The organism is Gordonia paraffinivorans NBRC 108238 (assembly GCF_000344155.1).
Taxonomy (GTDB): Bacteria; Actinomycetota; Actinomycetes; order Mycobacteriales; family Mycobacteriaceae; genus Gordonia; species Gordonia paraffinivorans.
Window position 1 is genome coordinate 87,865 of sequence record NZ_BAOQ01000002.1, and the last position, 19,068, is coordinate 106,932.

Sequence of the window (19,068 nt, forward strand, 5' to 3'; positions counted from 1 at the left end):
CGAGACATGATCACGCACGGCTCCCGACGGACCACCCCCATCGCCCGCACCGTCGCCCTCGCCGCCGCCCTCACGATGGGCCTGACCGGCTTCGGCCTGACCTCGGAGGCGGTCGCCGAACCACTGACGACCTCGCCGTCGACGACCACCCCGGCACCGGAGTCCGGAGACGCCGGGGCAGGCGCGCCGGCCGACGAGAACGCGGGCACCGTCGACGCCAGGGGACCCGGTCAGACGCCGGGAGCGGTGTTCGCCAACCGTGATCTGCCGCGCGCCCGGATGGTCGCCGGCGCGGCGAGCGGCAACGACTACACCTATTGGAGCACCGGCGCCGACGGGAAGGCCCACCTGTCCTCGGCCCTCGTGATGGTGCCGCGCGGCCAGGCTCCCGCGGGCGGCTGGCCCATCGTCGCCTGGGCCCACGGGTCGCGGGGCATCGCCGACAAGTGCGCCCCGTCGGAACGCCCCACCAAGGAGGACACCACCGAGCTGAGCACGTGGCTGTCGCGGGGATACGCCGTGGTCAGCACCGACTACGCCGGGGTCGGCACCCCGGGCACGCCGCAGTACTACGACCTCGAGGCGACCGCGCGCAACATCGTCGACGCGGTCAGCGCGGCACGCGACGTCTCCGACAAGCTGTCCACCTCGTGGGCCGTCGTCGGCGAGGGACAGGGTGCCGCCGCCGCCATCACCCTGGCCAAACTCGGTCCGCAACTGCAGCGCAACGCCCTCGATTTCAAGGGGGCGGCCGCGACGTCGATCCCCGCCGAGTTCGGCGCGCTGCTCGCCAACGTCGGCCCGTCGACGGCGACCATGCCCTCGGGTATCGCCGCCGACGCGCTGTACACGCTGAGCGCGATCCGCAACGCCCGCCCGAACCTCGACGTCGATGCGCTGCTGACCGACACCGGCAAGCGCTGGATGGCCAAGGCCGCCAACGAGTGCATCACCTCGTTCCGCAAGGAGGTCGACGGACTCAAGATCGGCTCGCTCTTCGCCAAGCCGGTGTCGTCGAACACCGAGCTGACCAATCTGCTCATGAAGGCGACCGAACTGCCCTCCCGCGGCTTCGCGGCCCCCGTCATGATGACCCAGTCGCTGCAGGACACCTCGGTGGTCGTGCCGCTCACGCTCAAGTACCTGAACGAGGCCCGCGCCGACCGCAAGGCCACTCCGCGCACCTACCTGGTGCTCGACGCGGCACAGTCGAAGAAGCTGTCGGACGACGACATCCGCGGTTTCATCGCCAAGGTCCTCAAGTAGGCGTCATGGGCCTCCGACTGCCGAGCCGGCGCACCCGCGATCTCGCCTTCGCGGCGACGGTGGCCGCAGCCACGGTCTCCGGCGCCCTCGGGCACCGGAAGGCCGCGGGCCTGACCAAGCCGCTGCCGATGCTGCTCCTGGCGGCCGAGACGGCAGCCGGGGCACGCGGGCGCGGTGGCGCCGACAACGCGGGCCTGGCCGGGGCACTCGCCTTCTCGATGGCCGGTGACGTGGCGATGTTCCTCGAGGAGTTCGAGACCGAACCGGCGGCCAGGGACCGGTGGCTGCAACGCGGGGCGAGCCTGTTCGCCGGCGCCCAACTCTGCTACATCGCCACGATGTGGCGGGCGGGCGCCCGGCCGTCGGCGAGGCAACTGCTTCCCCGCGTCGGGCTGCTCGCCGAGTCGGCGGCGGTCCTCGCACGTCACCGTCCGGCGCTGCTCCCGGTTCTCGGGACCTACGGCAACACCCTGGCGACGATGTCGGCGATGGCGAGCGCCATGCCCGACCCCCAGCCGCGGCTGCGCATCGGCGGGCTCGCGTTCCTGCTGTCGGACCTGGCGATCATCAACCGCCGGCACCTGGTAACCGACCGCCGACTGCGGATCGCGGGCGAGGCCTGGGTCCTGGCGAGCTATTTCACCGCTCAGTACCTGCTGATCGGCGGGCTCGCCGAGCGGTCACGCCACAGCTGACCGCCCGTCGAGCAAACGCGTCGGTCGACGATGGTCTGCGCTCAGGCGGTGGCCCGGCCGCTGCACGACGAGTACTGCGGGTTGACCATCGGGTTGAACGCGAGGGCGCCGAGCTTCTGGTGGATGGTGAACGCGACCGGGCCGTGACCGGGATGGATGTCGACCTGCCACTTGACGGTGAATCCGCGGCCGGGGACGAAGACCTTGCCGGTCCGGCCCGTCCGCAGGTTCTTCCAGCGCACCGTGACGTCGTAGGTGTACTCCAGCGCAACCGGTTTCGCCCGATCCGAGCCGATGAGGGCGATGACCGGGCCGGGTAGGCCGTCGGCCGGGAAGCGGATGTTGTTGAACACGTCGACGCGCACCTTCACCGGACCGGCGGGCCACGGGTTGGCCGAGGTGCAGTTCAGAGTGGTCACATAGTTCGCCTCGGTGTTCGCGGGGATCGCCGTGGCGCTCCCCTGCCCCGCGACCCCTTGCCCCACCAAGCCGAGCAGCGTCGCGACCAGGCCGGTGACGACCCCGATCACCACCCGCGACATCGTGCGTGAGACCTTCCGCCCCGACATGTTCTCCCCGCTGACCATGGGGGCAGTCTAGAGCGGCGCATCGGCCGCGTCTGCCAGAATCGGACCCATGCCGAAGATCCAGATCGCCCAGGACCCCGCGGCCGACGAGCTCCTCTCGACCGACTCGTTCGCGCTCCTCGTCGGGATGCTGCTCGATCAGCAGTTCCCGATGGAGCGCGCCTTTGCCGGCCCGGCCAAGATCAAGGACCGCTTCGGCACGATGGACCCGGTCGAGATCGCCCACGCCGATCCGGAGGCGTTCGCCGACCTGTGCTCGACTCCCCCGGCGATCCACCGCTACGGACGGTCGATGGCCGGCCGCATCCAGGACCTCGCCAAGGTGGTGGCCGCGGAGTACGGCGGCGACGCCTCCCGCATCTGGACCGAGGCGACCAGCGGGGCCGACCTGATGAAGCGGCTGCGCGCACTGCCCGGCTTCGGCGAGCAGAAGGCGAAGATCTTCATCGCGCTCGTCGCCAAGCAGCTCGGCGTGGCCCCCGACGGGTGGGAGAAGGCCGCGGGCGACTACGGCAAGGAGGGGTTCCGGTCGGTCGCCGACGTCGTCGACCCCGATTCCCTGCAGAAGGTCCGCGACTTCAAGAAGGCCGCCAAGGCCGCCGCGAAGGCCGCCAAGGGCTGACCGCGGCCCGGGCCCACCCGGCCTGATCGCGACGCAGTCCCGCGCGAATCACCGAGCCTGGTGCCGAATCGAGTCGCGGTGGCCTAGTGTCGGGTTCATGGAGTCAGTTCCCGAACGAGGAGCTTCCCGCGGGACCGACCCGACACGTGCGCTCGTGGAGATGCCGTTCCGGGTCGGATTCGCAGTCACGGGGGTCGTACTGGCCGCGGCGGAATCCGCGGTCACCATCGCGCGCGCCACCGCGGGCAGCGTCCAGCACGAGATCGCCCAGGCCATGGGCCTCGACGACGACAGCGTCGGCACGGCACGCACGCCGCTGGCGCTGCTGGGCCAGTTGTCGGACCTGCTCGGTCCCGACCGCCCGTTCGGGCGGATTCTCGCCACCGGCGGTCCACTCGACCGCCTCCTGACGCCGGGCGGCGTCATCGACCGGCTCACCGCGCCCGACGGCCCCTTGGAGAAGCTCACCGCAAAGGGCGGCCTCCTCGACCAGATGGCCGACGAACGCGGCATCCTCATGCGTCTGACCGCCGAGGACGGCCCGCTCGACCGCCTCACCCGCCCGGGCGGCGTCGTCGACCAGTTCACCGAGAACGAGGGCATCCTCGAACGCCTCACCTCCGAGGGCGGCATCGTCGACAAGCTCACCGCACCCGACGGCGTCCTGGAACGGGCCACCCAGCCCGGCGGCTTCCTCGACCGCCTGGCCGAGGAAGAGGGGATCCTCGATCAGCTCCTGGGTGAGGGCGGCGCCATCGAGCGCGCGATCGCCCCGGGCGGTCCCCTCGACCGCATCGCCGAGCTCGCCGAGACGATCAGCGAACTCGCACCCAATCTGCTCACCATCCAGGACACCGTGCACGAGCTCGCCGAGACCGTGGACGTGCTCAACCAGTCCGTGGCGCCGCTCGGCGGACTCGCGGACAAGCTCCCGAAGCGGCTGACCCGGGGCTCCAAGAACTCCGGCGGCAACGGCACCCCGAACCCGGCCCCGGCCGACGCCAACGGTTACTCGCGTCCCCGCCCGAGTGCCCCGTCCAGCAGCGCCACGTAGCGGTCCACGTCGGGCATCACCTTGGGACTCGTGGTCACCGACACCGCGACGCGGTCACCGAGGCCGTGAACCCCGTGCGTGAGTCCCTGTACGGGTGAGAGCGCGGGGAACCCGGTGGTGAACAGCACCTTCCCGCCGTCGAGCTCGAGGTCGGCGGCGCCCCGGTGAACCGACGACACCACGGTGACGCCGGTGACCGTCGCGGGTCTGGCCTGCAGGTCGAATCCCCGTACGCCCCACCGGGCCAGGATCGCCGGGGTGGCCTGCGTCGCGCGGCGCTGGGCCACACGCGCGGGATCGGTGTCTGCGTCCCGGGCCGCGACGATCTCCTCGCGGATGAGACGCGCGCGTTCGTCGAGGTCGTCGACGTCGAGGTGCAGGTCGATGCCGACGCTCCGGAAGTGGTTGCGCGCGTCGGGTTCTCCCGTTCTCCCTACGGTGAGTTCGACGCCGAGCCGGTCGGCGTGTTCGCCGAGGTACTCGGGCAGCGCACGCGAGATCGCCGTCAGCACCGCGGTGGTCACCGGGTGTCCGGCGGCGGTGAGACGATGCCGGTCGAGCACCAGGACCCGTAACGCCCGTTTCGGCCCGGGGTCGGTGTTCAGGCGGGTGAGCGGGTATCCGGGTCCCGGAGTCGCCCGTCCGGCGAGGCGGGCCGCCTCGAATCCGCGGCGCATCGTGTCGAGGAACTCGACGGGCAGCCGCGCGAGGCCGAGCGCGACGGTCGCCGCGTCGCGGATCGGGCCCGGCACCGGGTCATCCCGCCGGCCGTCACGCTGCGCCGGCGGGGCGTCGAACAGGTCGCGCGCCGCCTGCGACACCCGGCGCCCGTCGCCCAGCGCGTGTGAGATCTGCAGCACCACAACGGTCTTCACCTCGTCGGCACCGGCCGTCGGCACCCCGGTCACCGATCCGAAGAGGTGGAGTCGCCATGCGGCGTCGGTCGGCACGAGCGGGTCGCCGACGAGTCCGGCGACCGTCTCCAGCAACGACGACCAGGTCCGCGTCGTGGTGTCGACGCGGACCTGGTCCTCGGTGGGTGCAGCCCTCACCCAGTACGGGCGATCGGCGCCCGCCGGGACGTCGTGGACGCGAAGGCAGAGGTCCTCGACGCCGCCGGCACGGGCGACCAGTCGCCGCGCGGTCTCTTCCGTCGGAATCGACGGCGCCGCAAAGCAGTACAGGAGGAACTGGTCGTTCGGGATGCGCTCGGACATCCAGTACGACGCGGCGTCGGCCGCCGCCATGCGCTGCATGGGGCGAGCCTAGCCGTACCGCCTGCAGGCGGCCGCTCCCCTACTTCTGGCCGGCGCTCCAGGCGTAGGGCAGGTCGGTGCCGTTGAGCACGTGGTCGCCGAGTGCCTGCAGCTTGAAGATGAGCGGGTTGTGCGCCGAGATCACCCGGGCGTTGCGCCAGTGGCGGTCGAGGCGCAGGTGCTCGGAGGTGATCGACGCCCCGCCGACCTCGAACAGCTGCGTGGTGGCGTCGAGGACGAGCGGGATCAGCGTCGCCTGGGCGCGCGCGACGTCGAACTCGACCTTGTCGAGCAGTTGCTCGTCCTGCCAGCCGGTCTCGGCGAGGCGGTCGAGCTGATCGGCGATGTCGAGGACGAGGGTCCGCGCCGTGTAGGCGGCCGAGGTGAGCCGGCCGATGACCTGCTGCACCAGCGGATCGTGCCGCGGCAGGTCGGCGGCCGAGTGGGTGAACGTGCGCTTGCGCTCCCGGACCCACTCGGAGACGTCCTCGGTGGCGCGCTGGGCGATGCCCGCGAGCACCGACAGCTGCACGAGCTGCAGGTACGAGGTGGCGTAGGTGCGTCCGGCGGTCCCGTAGCCGGGGCCGAGGATGCGGTCCTCGGTGACCTTGACGCCGTTGAACTCGGTGGTGCCGCTGGCGGTCAGGCGCTGTCCGAAGCCGTCCCAGTCGTCGTGCTGGGTGACCCCCTCGGCTGTGGCGTCGACGAGCACCGACACGCGCTCGCCGTCCTTGTCTGCGGCGACGAGGATGTGGTCGGAGTACAGGCTGCCGGTGCTGTAGTACTTGGTGCCGTCGAGGCGATAGCCGTCGCCCTCGGCGGTGACGCGGGTCTGGTAGCGGTCGATCGCGCCGACGTCCGGCTCGGTGATCGCGTTGCCCACCAGCGTGCCCTCGGCGATCTTGCGGAGCCAGTCCTGCGCCTCGGGGGCGGGCAGGGCGGAGATCTGGTCCTCGACGAACGACCAGTGCACGCGCAGGGCCTGCGGCAGGTTCGACTCGGCGGTGGCCAGGTCGATGAGCAGACGGAACAGCTGGCGGACGGTCGCACCGTAGCCGCCGTACTCCACGGGGACGCGCAGCGCGCCGAACCTCGCCTCGCGCAGCCACGACACCTCGTCGTATGCGAGACGGCGGTCCTCCTCGCGCGCCACCGCGCCCTCGGCGATACGCGCGAAGATCGGGGCGAAGATCTCGTCGAGCCGCTCGTCGGTGGTACCGGCGGAGGTGGTGCCTGCGGGCACGGTTGCGGTCATCAATGGTCCTTTCCTACGAACTTGTCGGCCGACAGTGTCGTCGGCACCCACCGGCGAGGGCCACGATTGAAACCGCACTGAACGCAACGTTCGCAAACTGCGCGGATTCACGTCAGACTCCGTGCGGGGACCGCCATCGCGTGCCGAGACCGGACCGCAATGAGATGTCGGTACACGTTTGTGTCAATCTATGGGGCATGTCTCTCTCGATCGCTGATCTCGATCCGAACACCCCCGTCATCGTCGGCGTGGGTCAGGCGTCCGAGCGCCTGACCGATCCGGGCTACGAAGCGCTCGGCGAGGCCGACCTCGCGGCCCGCGCCGTCACCGCAGCCCTCGCCGACGCCGACGGCGCCGACCTGCCCTCCGCGGTCGACACCATCGCCGCAATCCGGTCGTTCGAGATCTCGACCCCCCTGTCCGCCGCTCCCCTCGGCCGCCCCGACAACATGCCGCGCGCCATCGGCAAGCGCGTCGGGATCGACCCCCGCCGCGCCATCCAGCCGGGCACCGGCGGCCAGACCCCGCAGACGGTGCTGTCCGAGCTGGCCGATGACATCGCGGCCGGCCGGTCGGCGGCCGCCATCATCACCGGTGCCGAGGCCATCTCGACCGTGCGTCACCTGCGGTCCAAGCCCGACGGCGAGCGCCCGAGCTTCGCCGAGGAGGTCGGCGGCCAGCTCGATGACCGCGGCTACGACCTGAAGGGCATCGTCACCGTCGCCGAGATGCGGCACGGCCTCACCACGGTGATCCCGCAGTACGCACTGCTGGAGAACGCGCGCCGCCACAACACCGGCCTGTCGCGCGCCGACTACGCCAAGGCGATGGGCGAGCTGTTCGCCCCGTTCACCAAGGTCGCCGCCGCCAACCCGCACTCGGCCGCCCCCACCGAGCGCACCGCCGAGGAGCTGGTGACGGTCACCCCCGAGAACCGTCTCATCGCCGACCCGTTCACCCGCTACATCGTCGCCCGCGACCAGGTGAACCAGGCCGCGGCCGTTCTGGTGATGTCGGTCCGCGCCGCGCAGGCCGCCGGCATCGACCCGTCGAAGTGGGTGTTCCTGCACGGCCACGCCAAGACCGTCGAGCGCACCGCGCTCGCGCGCCCCGACCTCGGCTCCGCGCCCGCCGCCCCGGCCGCGGTCCGTCACGCCCTCGAGGTCGCCGGCATCGGCCTCGACGACGTGGCGTTCATGGACATCTACAGCTGCTTCCCGATCGCCGTCTTCAACATCCTCGACGCCCTGGGCATCGCCCCCGACGACCCGCGCGGCCTGACCCTGACCGGCGGCCTGCCGTTCTTCGGCGGCCCCGGCAACAACTACTCGCTGCACGCGATCGCCGAGGTGGTCGATCGCGCCCGTAGGTCGCCGGGCGAGTTCGGCCTGGTCATCGCCAACGGCGGTGTGCTCAGCAAGCATGCGGCCGGCGTCTACTCGACGACCCCCGCCCCGTGGCGCCCCGACACCAGCGAGCCGGTGCAGGCCGCCCTCGACGCGGTGCCGACGGTCCCCACGATCGGCGACGCCGACGGTCCGGCGATCCTCGAGTCCTACACGGTGGTCCCGTCCAAGAGCGGCAAGCGGACCGGCGTCGTGGTCGGCCGCCTCGTCGACGACTCCGCCCCGAACGGTCTCGGCGCGCGGTTCCTGGCGAACCTGGACTCCGACGACGACGAGTTCTTCGACCTGCTGCTGAACTCCGACGACCCGGTGGGCACGAAGATCTTCGTGCGCTCGTTCGACAAGGGCAACCGCGTCAAGCTCAGCGAGGAGGCGATGCGCGCGAAGTACCCGGCCGTCGCCCCGGCGTTCAAGGACAGCTACGAGCACGTCGAGATCCGCCGCGACGGCCACCTGCTCGAGGTGATCATCAACCGGCCCGACGCGCGCAACGCGCTCAACCCGGCCGCGAACGCCGAGCTCGACTCGATCTTCGACGCCTATTTCGCCGACGACGACCTGTGGGTTGCGATCCTGACCGGTGCGGGCGACAAGGCCTTCTCCGCCGGCAACGACCTCGCCGCGACCACCAGCCCGGCCGCGCTGTCGGTGCCGAAGAACGGTTTCGCCGGTCTCACCGCGCGTGAGCACCTGCCCAAGCCGGTCATCGCCGCGGTCAACGGCTTTGCGCTCGGCGGCGGCTGCGAGATCGCCATGGCCTGCCACATCATCGTCGCCGACGAGAACGCCTCGTTCGGCCTGCCCGAGGTGAAGGTCGGATTGGCCGCCGCCGCAGGCGGTCTCGTGCGGCTGCCGCGCATGATCCCGCCGGCGCTGGCCCGCGACCTGATCCTGACCGGCCGCCGCATCTCGGCCTCCGAGGCCGCCGCCGCGGGCCTGGTCAGCCGAGTCGCCCCGGCCGGCAAGGTGATGGACCTCGCGCGCGAGGTCGCCGAGGAGATCCTGTCCGCCTCGCCCACCGCGGTGCGGGCGTCGATCGCGACGATGGAGCAGTCCGACGGCATCACCGACACCATCGAGGCCGTCCGCGCGAGCACCAACGTGCTCGACTCGCTGATCGTCAGCGGCGACACCCTCGAGGGCATCATGGCCTTCGTGATGAAGCGCAAGCCGGAGTGGAAGGGCCGCTGACGCTCTTCCCGCGCGTCGCAACGGGATTCAGTTGACACGACGCCCGACACGCTGGGCCGACACCCTGGTGTCGTCCCCTGCCCCGAAGACGCCGGCGACGGCGGACTCCGACGAGCAGATCCCGCGGACGACCCGCCGCTCGTCACACCCGGGGCAGAATGGTGATCCGGGCTACGCTCCGGAGCGAACATTCGGTAGATTGCTAGCCGACCCAAATCTGACCACGACCGTTTACAGATAGGTTGCGCACCGCTCATGGACATGAACTGGTCCCCCGAGGACATCGCGTTCCGCGACGAGGTACGGGCGTTCCTCGACGAGAAACTGACTCCCGACCTGCGCGCCGCGGGCACCCTGCGGACGTCGGTCTACGCCGATCACGAGGCCTCCATGAAGTGGCAGGCCATCCTCCACGAGCGCGGCTGGGCCGCGCCGGCGTGGCCGGTCGAGTACGGCGGTTGCGACTGGACCCTGACCCAGCACTACATCTTCAGCCGTGAGTCGATCCTGGCCGGCGCACCCGCGCTGTCGCCGATGGGCATCCGCATGGTCTCGCACGCGATCATGGCCTTCGGCACCCAGGAACAAAAGGACTTCTTCCTCCCCGGCATCCTCGACGGCAGCGTGTTCTTCTGCCAGGGCTACTCCGAGCCGGAGGCCGGTTCCGACCTCGCATCGCTGTCGATGGCCGCGGTCGACGACGGCGACGACCTCGTCGTCACCGGTTCCAAGATCTGGACCACCCACGCGGCGGAGGCCAACTGGATCTTCTGCCTCGTCCGCACCTCGCGCCAGGACAAGAAGCAGAAGGGGATCACCTTCCTGCTGATCGACATGACCTCGCCGGGCATCGAGGTCCAGCCGCTGGTCTTCGCCTCGGGCGAGCAGGTCCAGGCACAGGTGTTCTTCGACGGCGTCCGCGTCCCCAAGAAGAACGTCCTCGGCAAGATCGACGACGGCTGGACCGTCGCGAAGTACCTCCTGGTGTTCGAGCGCGGCGGCGGCGCGGCCGCACCGGCCCTGCAGGTCATGGCCGAGAACCTCGGGCGCGACGCCGCCACGGTCACCGGCCCGGACGGCCGCCCGCTGTCGGAGGATCCGGCATTCGCCCACAAGCTCAACGACATCCAGGTCCGCGCCAAGATCCTCGAGGTCCTCGAATACCGCGCCCTGGCCGCGATGAGCGCCGGCAAGGACCCCGGCTCGATCGCGTCGATGCTGAAGATCCTCGGCACCGAGCTCAGCCAGGAGATCACCACCCTGGCCCTGGAGGCGGCCGGACCGCACGGCCGCGTCTTCCAGCCGCACGCCACCCGCCCGGGCGGTCCGATCTTCCAGTACACGCCGCCCACCGACGGCTACGTCAGCGGCGCGGACTGGCAGGCCGTCGCCCCGCTGCACTACTTCAACGACCGCGCCGGTTCGATCTACGCGGGCAGCAACGAAATCCAACGCAACATCCTGGCCAAAGCGGCTCTGGGTCTCTAAGCGGGTCACAGGAGAAAACTGATGGACTTCACACTCACCCCCGAACAGCAGCTGCTCGCCGACGGCCTCGCCAAGTTCCTCGAGGCGCGCTACGACCTGCAGACCAGCCGCGAGGCCGCGAAGGTCGGCGAGGGCTGGCAACCCGCGATCTGGAAGGCCTTCGTCGAGGACCTCGGCGTCGTCGGCGCCTGCCTGCCCGAGGAGGTCGGCGGATTCGGCGGTGGCGCAGAGGAATTGATGGTCGTCACCGAGGCCCTCGGGCACGCGCTGGTCATCGAGCCCTTCGTCGACACCGTCGTCCTCGGAGCCGGCCTGCTCGGTGCCACCGGCAACGACGCGGCACGCGCGGCCGCCACCCGGATCGCCGAGGGCGAGGCGCTCAGCGCGCTCGCCGCACTCGAGGACGGCTCGGGCGGAGTGCTCTCGCGCATCGAGACCACCGCCACCCGCGACGGCGACGTCTGGGTTCTCGACGGCGCGAAGATCGTGGTCACCACCGCGCCGCTGGCCGACTATCTGCTCGTCACCGCCCGCACGTCCGGTGTCGCGAACGACCGCGCCGGGGTGTCGCTGTTCCTCATCGACCTCTCCGACGGCGCTCCGGCCGGCCTCGAGATGCACCGCCTGCGCACCATCGACGACCGTCAGGCCGCCGACATCACCTTCGGCGACGTGCGCCTGCCGGCCGACGCCCTCATCGCCGAGGACGCCATCGACATCCTCGAGAAGGCCTGGGACACCGCCACCGCCGCGGTCGTGTCCGAGGCCGTGGGCCTGATGCGCAAGGTGTTCACCGACACCGTCGAGTACTCCAAGCAGCGCGAGCAGTTCGGCGTGCCGATCGGCAGCTTCCAGGTCCTGCAGCACCGCATGGTGGACATGCACCTGCAGCTCGAGCAGTCGGTCGCCGCTCAGTACCTGGCGATCCTCTCCCTCGACAAGTCCCCGGCCGAGCGTGCCGCCGCGGTCTCGGCTGCCAAGGCCACGATCAGCAAGGCCGCACGTTTCCTCGGCCAGAACGCCGTGCAGCTGCACGGCGGCATGGGCATGACCGAGGAACTGGCGATCGGCCACTACTTCAAGCGCCTGACCGCGATCGAGTACGAATTCGGCACCGCCGACGCACATCTCGCACGCTTTGCGAAGGCGACCGCGGAGGCCGCCACGGAGGCCGCCGGAGCCTGAGCCCGTCCCGACGCCACCGTCGGTCGTCCCGCCCGGGGTGACCGACGGTGGCGTCTGGCATGTCGGTCCACGCAGATGCGGCCGCACACACGCCGCGACCGCCACCCCGGGTGCGCCCGAGGCCGCCGCTCAGGTCGTTGCGTTCCTCAGCTGTCGGTCCACACCGGTTCGCGCTTGGCGAGGAACGCCGAGATCCCCTCCTGCGCATCACAGGTCATCGCGTTGGCCGCCATCGTCTCCGACATCTCCGCGTACGCCGACGCCTCGTCGAGCTCGATCTGGGTGTAGAAGGCCTGCTTGCCGATCGACACGGTCCGCGCGCTCGACCCGGCGATCTTGCGCGCCAGCTCGCGTACGGTGCTCTCGAGCTCGTCGTCGTCGACGACCCCGCTGAGCAACCCCCAGTCGAAGGCGGTCTCGGCGTCGATCGGGTCGCCGGTCAGCAGCATGTGCATCGCCCGCTTGCGACCCACGGCACGGCTCAGCGCGACCATCGGCGTCGAGCAGAACAGTCCGATCCGCACCCCCGGTGTCGAGAACGTCGCGCTGCGTCCGGCGACCGCGAGGTCGCACGTCGCGACGAGCTGGCACCCGGCGGCGAAGGCCATCCCGGCGACCTCGGCGATGACCGGCTGGCGGATCTCGTGGACCGTGCGCATCAACTCGGTGCAGGTCTCGAAGACGGCGCGCTCGTCGTCGAGGGTCCGGTCGACGAGTTCGCCCAGGTCGTGCCCCGCGGAGAACGCGGGTCCGAGCGCCCGGATCACCACGACACGCACCGCGGGATCGGCGTCGAAGCCGCGGAGGCCGGCGGTGATCGCCTGCATCGTGGTGGTGGACAGCGGATTCCGGCGGCGAGGGTTGCTCAGGGTGATGACCCCGAGCGGGGCCTGCACCTCCACGGTCACCGACTGCGTGCCTGTGGCGGTCTCGGTCATCGATGGGTTCCTTTCTTCGGCGGGTCACTCCCCCGGGATCGCGTAGCGCGAGCCGACGGCGAGGTGGATGGTGTAGGCGATCACAGCCGCCAGAAAGACCAGTACCGGGACGAGCAGCGCCCAGGTGTCGGTTCGGTGGTCGCCGGCGCGGGTGAGGACGACGAGGAGCCAGGCCATCAACAGAAGGGTCGCCGCGCCGATCAGGCCCATGTCCTCCGACAGCATGCGGTTGAGCCGGTCGCGGTTCTCCGGTCGTGTCCAGTACTCCTTGCGCCGGCGGTTCGGCAGGTTCACGGCGCTCGCCGGGATCCGGGCGAGCAGCCATCCCATGCCGCCGAAGGCGATCACGATCCCCGCCGCCGTCAGGCCGAACACCGTCAGCAGCTCCCGCTTGGAATCCCAGCGGGTGACCTCGCCGTCGGGCCCGACGTGACCGGCGACCGTCTCCGGCCCGGCCACCGCCACCGCGGCCCACACCAGAACGAACACGGCCGCCGACGGCCACAGGGCGAACCGGCGCCATCCGCCATCCTGCGGATTCGAGACGGGATGCGTCATGGATCACAACCTACCGCCCGGGAACAGCGCCGCCTCACCCCGTGTTGACGGTGTTCGTGACCAACACCGCTCTCTTCGAACCGATCACGCTCCGCGACGTCACCGTCCCCAACCGGGTCTGGCTGGCACCGATGTGCCAGTACAGCTGCTTCGCCGGTGACGGCATCCCCACCGACTGGCACCTCGTGCACCTCGGGGCGCGTGCGACGGGCGGCTTCGGACTGTTGCTCACCGAGGCCGTCGCCGTCGTCCCGGAGGGCCGCATCACTCCCCATGACGCCGGGCTGTGGAACGACGACCAGGCCCGCGCCTGGTCGCGCGTCGTCGACTTCGCGCATTCACAGGGCGCGGTCATCGGCACCCAGCTGGCCCATGCCGGCCGCAAGGCGTCGACCCACTCCCCGTTCGCGGACCGCTCCGGCACCATCGGGCCCGAGGACGGCGGCTGGGTCACCGTCGGGCCCTCCGAGGTGCCCTTCGAGGGGCTGGCCGCCCCGGCCGCCCTCACGACCGATCAGATCGCCGAGGTCGTCGAGGCGTTCGCGCAGGCAGCCCGCCGCGCCGACGCCGCGGGTTTCGACGTCGTGGAGATCCATGCGGCACACGGATACCTGCTGCACGAGTTCCTGTCGCCGTTCTCCAACACCCGAACCGACGAATACGGCGGCGATTTCGCCGGCCGCACCCGTCTGGTCATCGAGGTCGCCGAGGCGGTCCGTGCGGCATGGCCCGAGTCGAAGCCGCTGTTCGTCCGCTTGTCCGCCACCGAATGGCGCGACGGCGGCTGGGGCGTCGACGACACGGCCCGCTTGTCGGAGATACTCGGTGCCCGCGGTGTGGATCTGATCGACGTCTCCTCCGGCGGCAACGTGATCGCCGAGGTCCCGGTCGGCCCGGGGTACCAGGTCGACCTGGCACGCGCCGTCCACCGCGAGTCCGGGATGCCGACCGCGGCCGTCGGCCTCATCACCGAACCGGATCAGGCCGAGAAGATCGCCGGGGACGACGACGTGACCGCCGTCTTCTTCGGGAGGGTCGCGCTGCGCGAGCCGTCGTGGCCGCAGCGCGCCGCGCACGAGTTGGGCCTGAGCCGCGACGAGGCTCCGTACCCGCCGCAATACCTGCGGGGCGCCTGGCGCTGACCGCAGGCCCCTCGCACTCGGGTCCCGTCGATCGACCGTGACGGGGGCCGCCGGCACGCCGGTGACGCGTCCACGACCCACGACTCAGTCGGCTCCCGGCCCCATCAGCGCCAGGCAGGCCGCGGTGGCGGGTTCGATGATCTCGGTGAGCGGCGATCCGGACTCGACCGCGCTCGCCGTCAGTTCGCGGACCCCGCCCCACAGGAACACCGCACGCTGCGGGCTCATCGGCTTCACCCCGGCGGCGGCGAGCGTCGGCGTCGAGGTCAGTCCGACGAACAGGTCGATCCAGTCCTGCATGGCCTCGTTCTTGACCCTCGCCGCGGCACCGCCGAGCGCGGGCAGCTCGCGGATCCACGAGAGCATCAGCCCCGGATACCGCTCGCTGGTCGCGACGTAGGCCGTCACCGCCTGGCGCACCTGCTCTTCCGGTGACGCCTCGCCGTCCACGCTCGCCGCGATCTCGGAGATCATGAACCTGTTGGTCTCGCGCAGCAGCGCGAAGAAGCAGTCCTGCTTGTCGGCGAATTCCTGATAGAAGGTACGGCGCGACATCTGTGCCACGCGCACGATGTCGGCGATCGTGGTCTCCCGGTATCCCGACTCGGTCACGCACCGCAGCATCGCGGCGAGGAGACGTCCCCTCGTCGACGACGCGTCGCTCGACCACAGTTCCACAGCAGTGAGGATATGCCCCTTGTGCTCGCGCGGTACGCATGAGTACCGTCGTGGTACGCACGCGTACCACGACATGGGAGGCGACGACGCGATGAGTGCACCGGTCCTGGACGACGAGACGGCCCTGCCACCCGCGACGCGCCTGCCGTCGCCGGTGCAGGGACTGGCCGCGGTGACCTCCCGCCGCCTGTTCTTCGGACGCCTCCACGACCGCTTCGGCTCGGCGTTCACCGTCGACCTGCCGGTCTTCGGACCGTCCGTGGTCATCTCCGACGCCACGCTGGCGCGCGAGCTGTTCACCGCCGGCGACAAGGTCATCAACGTCCAGCCGAACCTGGGCCGCATCCTCGGGGCCGGTTCGATCTTCTCGCTCGAGGGACGCGAGCACCGGGCGCGCCGCAAGCTGCTGACCCCGCCGCTGCACGGGAAACGGATGAAGACCTACGAGCAGATCGTGGAGGAAGAGGTCCGGGCCGAGACCTCCACCTGGCCGACGGAGACCGAGTTCGCCTCCATGGAGCCGATGATGCGGATCACGCTCAACGTGATCCTGCGCGCCGTGTTCGGCGCCGTCGGCAAGGACCTCGACCACCTGCACCGCCTGATCCCGCCCACCGTCGTCGCCGGCTCACGCGCGGCGACCGTCCCCGAACTCCCCCGCGTGCTGGGCAGGGTCGACCCCAACCGGCGATACGCACGCCTGCACGCCGAGTGCATGGAGTACCTCGCCGACCTGATCACCAGGTCTCGCAACGATCCCGTGCTCGAGGAGCGCGACGACATCCTCGCACTGATGCTGCGCAGTCGCTACGACGACGGAACCCCGATGAGCGACGCCGAGATCGCCGACGAGCTGGTGACCATGCTCGCCGCCGGGCACGAGACGACGGGGACAACCCTCGCGTGGGCGTTCGAGCGCATCCGTCGCCACCCCGACATCCTCGCCCGCCTGGTCGCCGAGGTCGACGAGGGCGGCAGCGAGTACCGGCACGCGACCATCCTGGAGACGCAGCGCAGCCGGCCGGTGATCGACTTCGCCGCGCGCCACGTGGTCGCCGAACACCTCGAGCTCGGCCCGTGGCGGATTCCGCGCGGATACAACGTCATGGTCTCGATCGCGCTGCTCCATGACGACAGCCGCGAATTCGCCGACCCGGACCGCTTCGACCCGGGCCGGTTCCTCGGCACCACCCCGTCGCCGGCGTGGCTCCCCTTCGGCGGCGGCACCCGGCGCTGCATCGGGGCCGCGTTCGCGACGATGGAGATGGACGTGGTGCTGCGGACCGTGCTGAGCGAGTTCGAGGTGCTCCCTACCGACGCCCGCCCGGAGCGCTTCTTCTCCCGCGGGGTCGCCTACGCCCCGTCCCGCGGCGGGCGCCTCGCCGTGCGTCGGCGCGCCTAGCGCCTATCGCAACCCGGAGAGCGTGATCCACCGCACTGCCTGCGTGTGACCTTGGTCATCGAACGCGCTCGAACATGCCGCGACGCCGGTTGTCCCGGAATTGCGCCATGCGCTGGGCATTCACCGCAAAGCTAACGCCGTTATCACGGCGTGATCGTAACTCCGCAGGTCACGGCGTCGACGTGACCTGACCGTTACCAACCCGTATGGTCGGCCACGGTCCAGATCAACCACCTTTCCGACCCCGGGTGGTGAAGGAGGAACAAAGACCATGCGTATGACCAAGACCCACATGACCAAGCTCGTCACCCGTGCCGCAGTCGTCGGCGCCCTGACCGCCGCCCCGCTGACCATGCTGGCGTCCAACGCCTCGGCCGACTCGGGCAACTGGGACGCCGTCGCCCAGTGCGAGAGCGGTGGCAACTGGGCCATCGACACCGGCAACGGCTACTACGGCGGCCTGCAGTTCTCCCAGAGCACCTGGGAGGCCAACGGCGGCTCGGGCAACCCGGCCAACGCCTCGCGCGAGGAGCAGATCCGCGTCGCCGAGAACGTGCTGGCCACCCAGGGCCCGGGCGCCTGGCCGACCTGCGGCGCCTACCTCTGATCTTTCCGGCGCCCCGCGTGCCGTGAGCCAGATGCACACGAGGCCGGTGAGTCCGTCGACGGACTCACCGGCCTCTGTCGTGTCCGGCCGTGTGGCCGGACTCAGTCGCTCTTCTCCTCGGCACCCTTCTCCTCGGCGCCGGGATCGCCGTCGGAGGACTCGTCGAGTGCGCTGACCGCGATCCCGTAGGGCAGGAACCGGACCTTGCGCCGCGGGTCGGTGTTGTTCTTGTTGGCGCGCAGGGCGTCGAGCTCGGTCGCGAAGACCTGCTCCACGCGTGCACCGCCGTCGTCGTCGACGTAGAAGACCGCCCACACGCCGGCACCCGCCTCGCCGGTGGTCTCCGGGCGCGGCTGGGTCCTGGTGCGGCCCCGCGCCGCGTCGTCGAAGAACATCGAGAAGGCCCCGGCGCCCGGCTGGCCCTCGAAGAGCTTGCCGAACACCTCGCGGAGTCCGTCTCCGGCCTCACGCGCGAATCGGTCGAAGTCCTCGGGGCCGAAGTTGAAGGCTCCGCCCCCGAATCCACTGTTGTCGGACATGGCGTTCCCATCTGGCGAGCTGTGCGGCCGACCGTGCGGCCGGCGCCGCCTCCAGTCTCCTCAGATTCCGCGTGACGCGCCACCACGAGGTCGGGCGTCAGCCCGAAGCGCCGCTCGACTCCGACCTCTCGGCCTCCTCCAGCCGCCGATGCAGACGCTCGCGGACGTCGTCGGCGGTGTACGCCCTCCGCCGGCGCTGATCCCTCGCCACCAGCACGCCGCCGGTCGCGACGCCCACCGCACCCGCCAGACCGAACCACTTCCACACACTCCCCATGCGGGCAGCTTAGGCCCGTCGGCGGCCCGGTGGCCGACGCCCGTCCCGGGCTCTAGTCTTCGGACATGCCCCGCAGCCACCGACGCCCGCCCACCGATTTCTCCGGGCGCCCGGGCGGGGTCTCTCTGACGTCCGCGCTCGACGCGACGAGAACCGGGGACATCTGGCTGTTCCGCGGACACTCCGGACCCGACCGCGCCATCCGCACCCTGACCAATGCGCCGGTGAACCACGTCGCCATGGCTGTCTGCATCGACGACCTGCCGCCCCTGCTCTGGCACGCCGAGCTCGGCGACACACTGGCCGACGTGTGGACCGGCTCGCGGCACCGCGGGGTCCAGCTGCACGACGCGCGCGAGGCCGTCGAACAGTGGATGGTGCGCTACGAGCAGGCGTGCTGGCTCCGCCAGCTCACCCCGGAGGTCACCCGTCCCCACGAGGACAGACTCCTGCAGGTGATCGCCCGGCTGGACGGCACGCCCTTCCCCACCACCGCCCGCCTCGCCGGCCGGTGGTTCCGCGGACGCGTCCCGAACTCGGCCGACCTCGTCCGCGGAATCCCCTACCTCGAACGCAAGGTCGGCCGGCGGCGGTCCCGGCGGGATGGCGATCCCGCCGCCGAGCGGACCGGCCTGGAGACCGCCTACTGCGCCGAGGTCGTCGGTATCACCTACCGCGACATGGGGATTCTCGACACCACCAAGGATGCCAACTGGTTCGACCCGGGACGCTTCTGGAGCGGGGACCGGCTCCCGTTGCATCCGCCGTACTCGCTGGGCGAGGAGGTCGCCGTGCACCTCGATCGATGAACAGCCGAGATGCCGCTGCGCATAAAACGATTGACGCCGCCGCCGGCGGTGCGATGAACTGACCGGCCGGTGCGGGCCACGAACCGGCACCGATCAGATCCGTCATCCGAGGG

19 protein-coding genes are annotated in these 19,068 nt (G+C 70.7%); 11 read left to right on the forward strand and 8 right to left on the reverse strand.

The genetic code is table 11. The features are described from left to right. Nucleotides 1-6: 6 nt before the first annotated feature. Together GP2_RS01320 and GP2_RS01325 are read left to right on the forward strand one after the other, a co-directional pair. Nucleotides 7-1,266, forward strand: a complete 1,260-nt coding sequence (locus GP2_RS01320; protein ID WP_006898644.1) for an alpha/beta hydrolase family protein — start codon at nt 7-9, stop codon at nt 1,264-1,266. A gap of 5 nt (nt 1,267-1,271) precedes the next feature. Further along, nucleotides 1,272-1,961 (forward strand): lysoplasmalogenase, encoded by a 690-nt coding sequence (locus GP2_RS01325; protein ID WP_006898645.1) that lies wholly within the window; start codon nt 1,272-1,274, stop codon nt 1,959-1,961. A 41-nt stretch (nt 1,962-2,002) separates the two neighbouring features. Here GP2_RS01325 and GP2_RS01330 read toward each other — a convergent pair whose 3' ends face one another. Further along, nucleotides 2,003-2,548 (reverse strand): hypothetical protein, encoded by a 546-nt coding sequence (locus GP2_RS01330; RefSeq protein ID WP_373278915.1) that lies wholly within the window; start codon nt 2,546-2,548, stop codon nt 2,003-2,005. Nucleotides 2,549-2,597: 49 nt separating this feature from the next. Between GP2_RS01330 and GP2_RS01335 the strand changes: the two genes are divergently transcribed. Together GP2_RS01335 and GP2_RS01340 are read left to right on the forward strand one after the other, a co-directional pair. Then, nucleotides 2,598-3,170 (forward strand): HhH-GPD-type base excision DNA repair protein, encoded by a 573-nt coding sequence (locus tag GP2_RS01335; protein ID WP_006898648.1) that lies wholly within the window; start codon nt 2,598-2,600, stop codon nt 3,168-3,170. A gap of 97 nt (nt 3,171-3,267) precedes the next feature. Next, on the forward strand, nt 3,268-4,224 hold the full coding sequence (locus GP2_RS01340) for a hypothetical protein (protein ID WP_040526174.1): 957 nt from the start codon (nt 3,268-3,270) through the stop codon (nt 4,222-4,224). Here the strand turns inward: GP2_RS01340 and GP2_RS01345 are convergent. Together GP2_RS01345 and GP2_RS01350 are read right to left on the reverse strand one after the other, a co-directional pair. Beyond that, on the reverse strand, nt 4,179-5,480 hold the full coding sequence (locus GP2_RS01345) for a WS/DGAT domain-containing protein (RefSeq protein WP_006898650.1): 1,302 nt from the start codon (nt 5,478-5,480) through the stop codon (nt 4,179-4,181). The genes GP2_RS01340 and GP2_RS01345 overlap by 46 nt on opposite strands. A 40-nt stretch (nt 5,481-5,520) precedes the next feature. Continuing rightward, nucleotides 5,521-6,735 carry an acyl-CoA dehydrogenase family protein gene (locus GP2_RS01350; protein WP_006898651.1) on the reverse strand — a complete coding sequence of 405 codons (1,215 nt, stop codon included), beginning with the start codon at nt 6,733-6,735 and terminating at the stop codon, nt 5,521-5,523. Nucleotides 6,736-6,932: 197 nt separating this feature from the next. Between GP2_RS01350 and GP2_RS01355 the strand changes: the two genes are divergently transcribed. The 3 genes from GP2_RS01355 to GP2_RS01365 all read left to right on the forward strand — a co-directional run bounded on the left by GP2_RS01355 (nt 6,933) and on the right by GP2_RS01365 (nt 12,005). Continuing rightward, nucleotides 6,933-9,332: an acetyl-CoA acetyltransferase gene (locus tag GP2_RS01355; RefSeq protein ID WP_040526175.1), complete on the forward strand. Its 2,400-nt coding sequence runs from the start codon at nt 6,933-6,935 to the stop codon at nt 9,330-9,332. A gap of 255 nt (nt 9,333-9,587) precedes the next feature. Further along, entirely contained in the window at nt 9,588-10,820 is a 1,233-nt protein-coding gene (locus tag GP2_RS01360) for an acyl-CoA dehydrogenase family protein (RefSeq protein ID WP_006898653.1), read from the forward strand. 21 nt (nt 10,821-10,841) lie between these two features. Continuing rightward, nucleotides 10,842-12,005 carry an acyl-CoA dehydrogenase family protein gene (locus GP2_RS01365; RefSeq protein ID WP_006898654.1) on the forward strand — a complete coding sequence of 388 codons (1,164 nt, stop codon included), beginning with the start codon at nt 10,842-10,844 and terminating at the stop codon, nt 12,003-12,005. Between the two features lie 146 nt (nt 12,006-12,151). On the opposite strand, the gene GP2_RS01370 is transcribed toward GP2_RS01365, so the two are convergent. Both GP2_RS01370 and GP2_RS01375 read right to left on the reverse strand, forming a co-directional pair. Beyond that, nucleotides 12,152-12,943, reverse strand: coding sequence for an enoyl-CoA hydratase (locus GP2_RS01370; RefSeq protein WP_006898655.1), 792 nt, complete (start codon nt 12,941-12,943; stop codon nt 12,152-12,154). Nucleotides 12,944-12,967: 24 nt separating this feature from the next. Further along, nucleotides 12,968-13,501 carry a hypothetical protein gene (locus tag GP2_RS01375; protein WP_006898656.1) on the reverse strand — a complete coding sequence of 178 codons (534 nt, stop codon included), beginning with the start codon at nt 13,499-13,501 and terminating at the stop codon, nt 12,968-12,970. A 56-nt stretch (nt 13,502-13,557) separates the two neighbouring features. Between GP2_RS01375 and GP2_RS01380 the strand changes: the two genes are divergently transcribed. After that, nucleotides 13,558-14,643, forward strand: coding sequence for an NADH:flavin oxidoreductase/NADH oxidase (locus GP2_RS01380; protein ID WP_040526200.1), 1,086 nt, complete (start codon nt 13,558-13,560; stop codon nt 14,641-14,643). 84 nt (nt 14,644-14,727) lie between these two features. On the opposite strand, the gene GP2_RS01385 is transcribed toward GP2_RS01380, so the two are convergent. Next, nucleotides 14,728-15,321, reverse strand: coding sequence for a TetR/AcrR family transcriptional regulator (locus GP2_RS01385; protein WP_244941089.1), 594 nt, complete (start codon nt 15,319-15,321; stop codon nt 14,728-14,730). Between the two features lie 91 nt (nt 15,322-15,412). Here GP2_RS01385 and GP2_RS01390 point away from each other — a divergent pair, with 91 nt between their 5' ends. Next, a complete protein-coding gene (locus tag GP2_RS01390) occupies nt 15,413-16,723 on the forward strand; it encodes a cytochrome P450 (RefSeq protein ID WP_006898659.1) in 1,311 nt (436 codons plus the stop codon). Nucleotides 16,724-16,994: 271 nt separating this feature from the next. Next, nucleotides 16,995-17,330 (forward strand): transglycosylase family protein, encoded by a 336-nt coding sequence (locus tag GP2_RS01395; protein WP_006898660.1) that lies wholly within the window; start codon nt 16,995-16,997, stop codon nt 17,328-17,330. A gap of 101 nt (nt 17,331-17,431) precedes the next feature. Here the strand turns inward: GP2_RS01395 and GP2_RS01400 are convergent, their stop codons facing one another. Further along, nucleotides 17,432-17,869: an Rv0313 family protein gene (locus GP2_RS01400; protein ID WP_006898661.1), complete on the reverse strand. Its 438-nt coding sequence runs from the start codon at nt 17,867-17,869 to the stop codon at nt 17,432-17,434. Between the two features lie 97 nt (nt 17,870-17,966). After that, nucleotides 17,967-18,146, reverse strand: a complete 180-nt coding sequence (locus tag GP2_RS01405; RefSeq protein WP_006898662.1) for a hypothetical protein — start codon at nt 18,144-18,146, stop codon at nt 17,967-17,969. A 65-nt stretch (nt 18,147-18,211) separates the two neighbouring features. On the opposite strand from GP2_RS01405, the gene GP2_RS01410 reads away from it, so the two are divergent. Further along, a complete protein-coding gene (locus GP2_RS01410) occupies nt 18,212-18,955 on the forward strand; it encodes a hypothetical protein (RefSeq protein ID WP_006898663.1) in 744 nt (247 codons plus the stop codon). Nucleotides 18,956-19,068 lie beyond the last annotated feature (113 nt).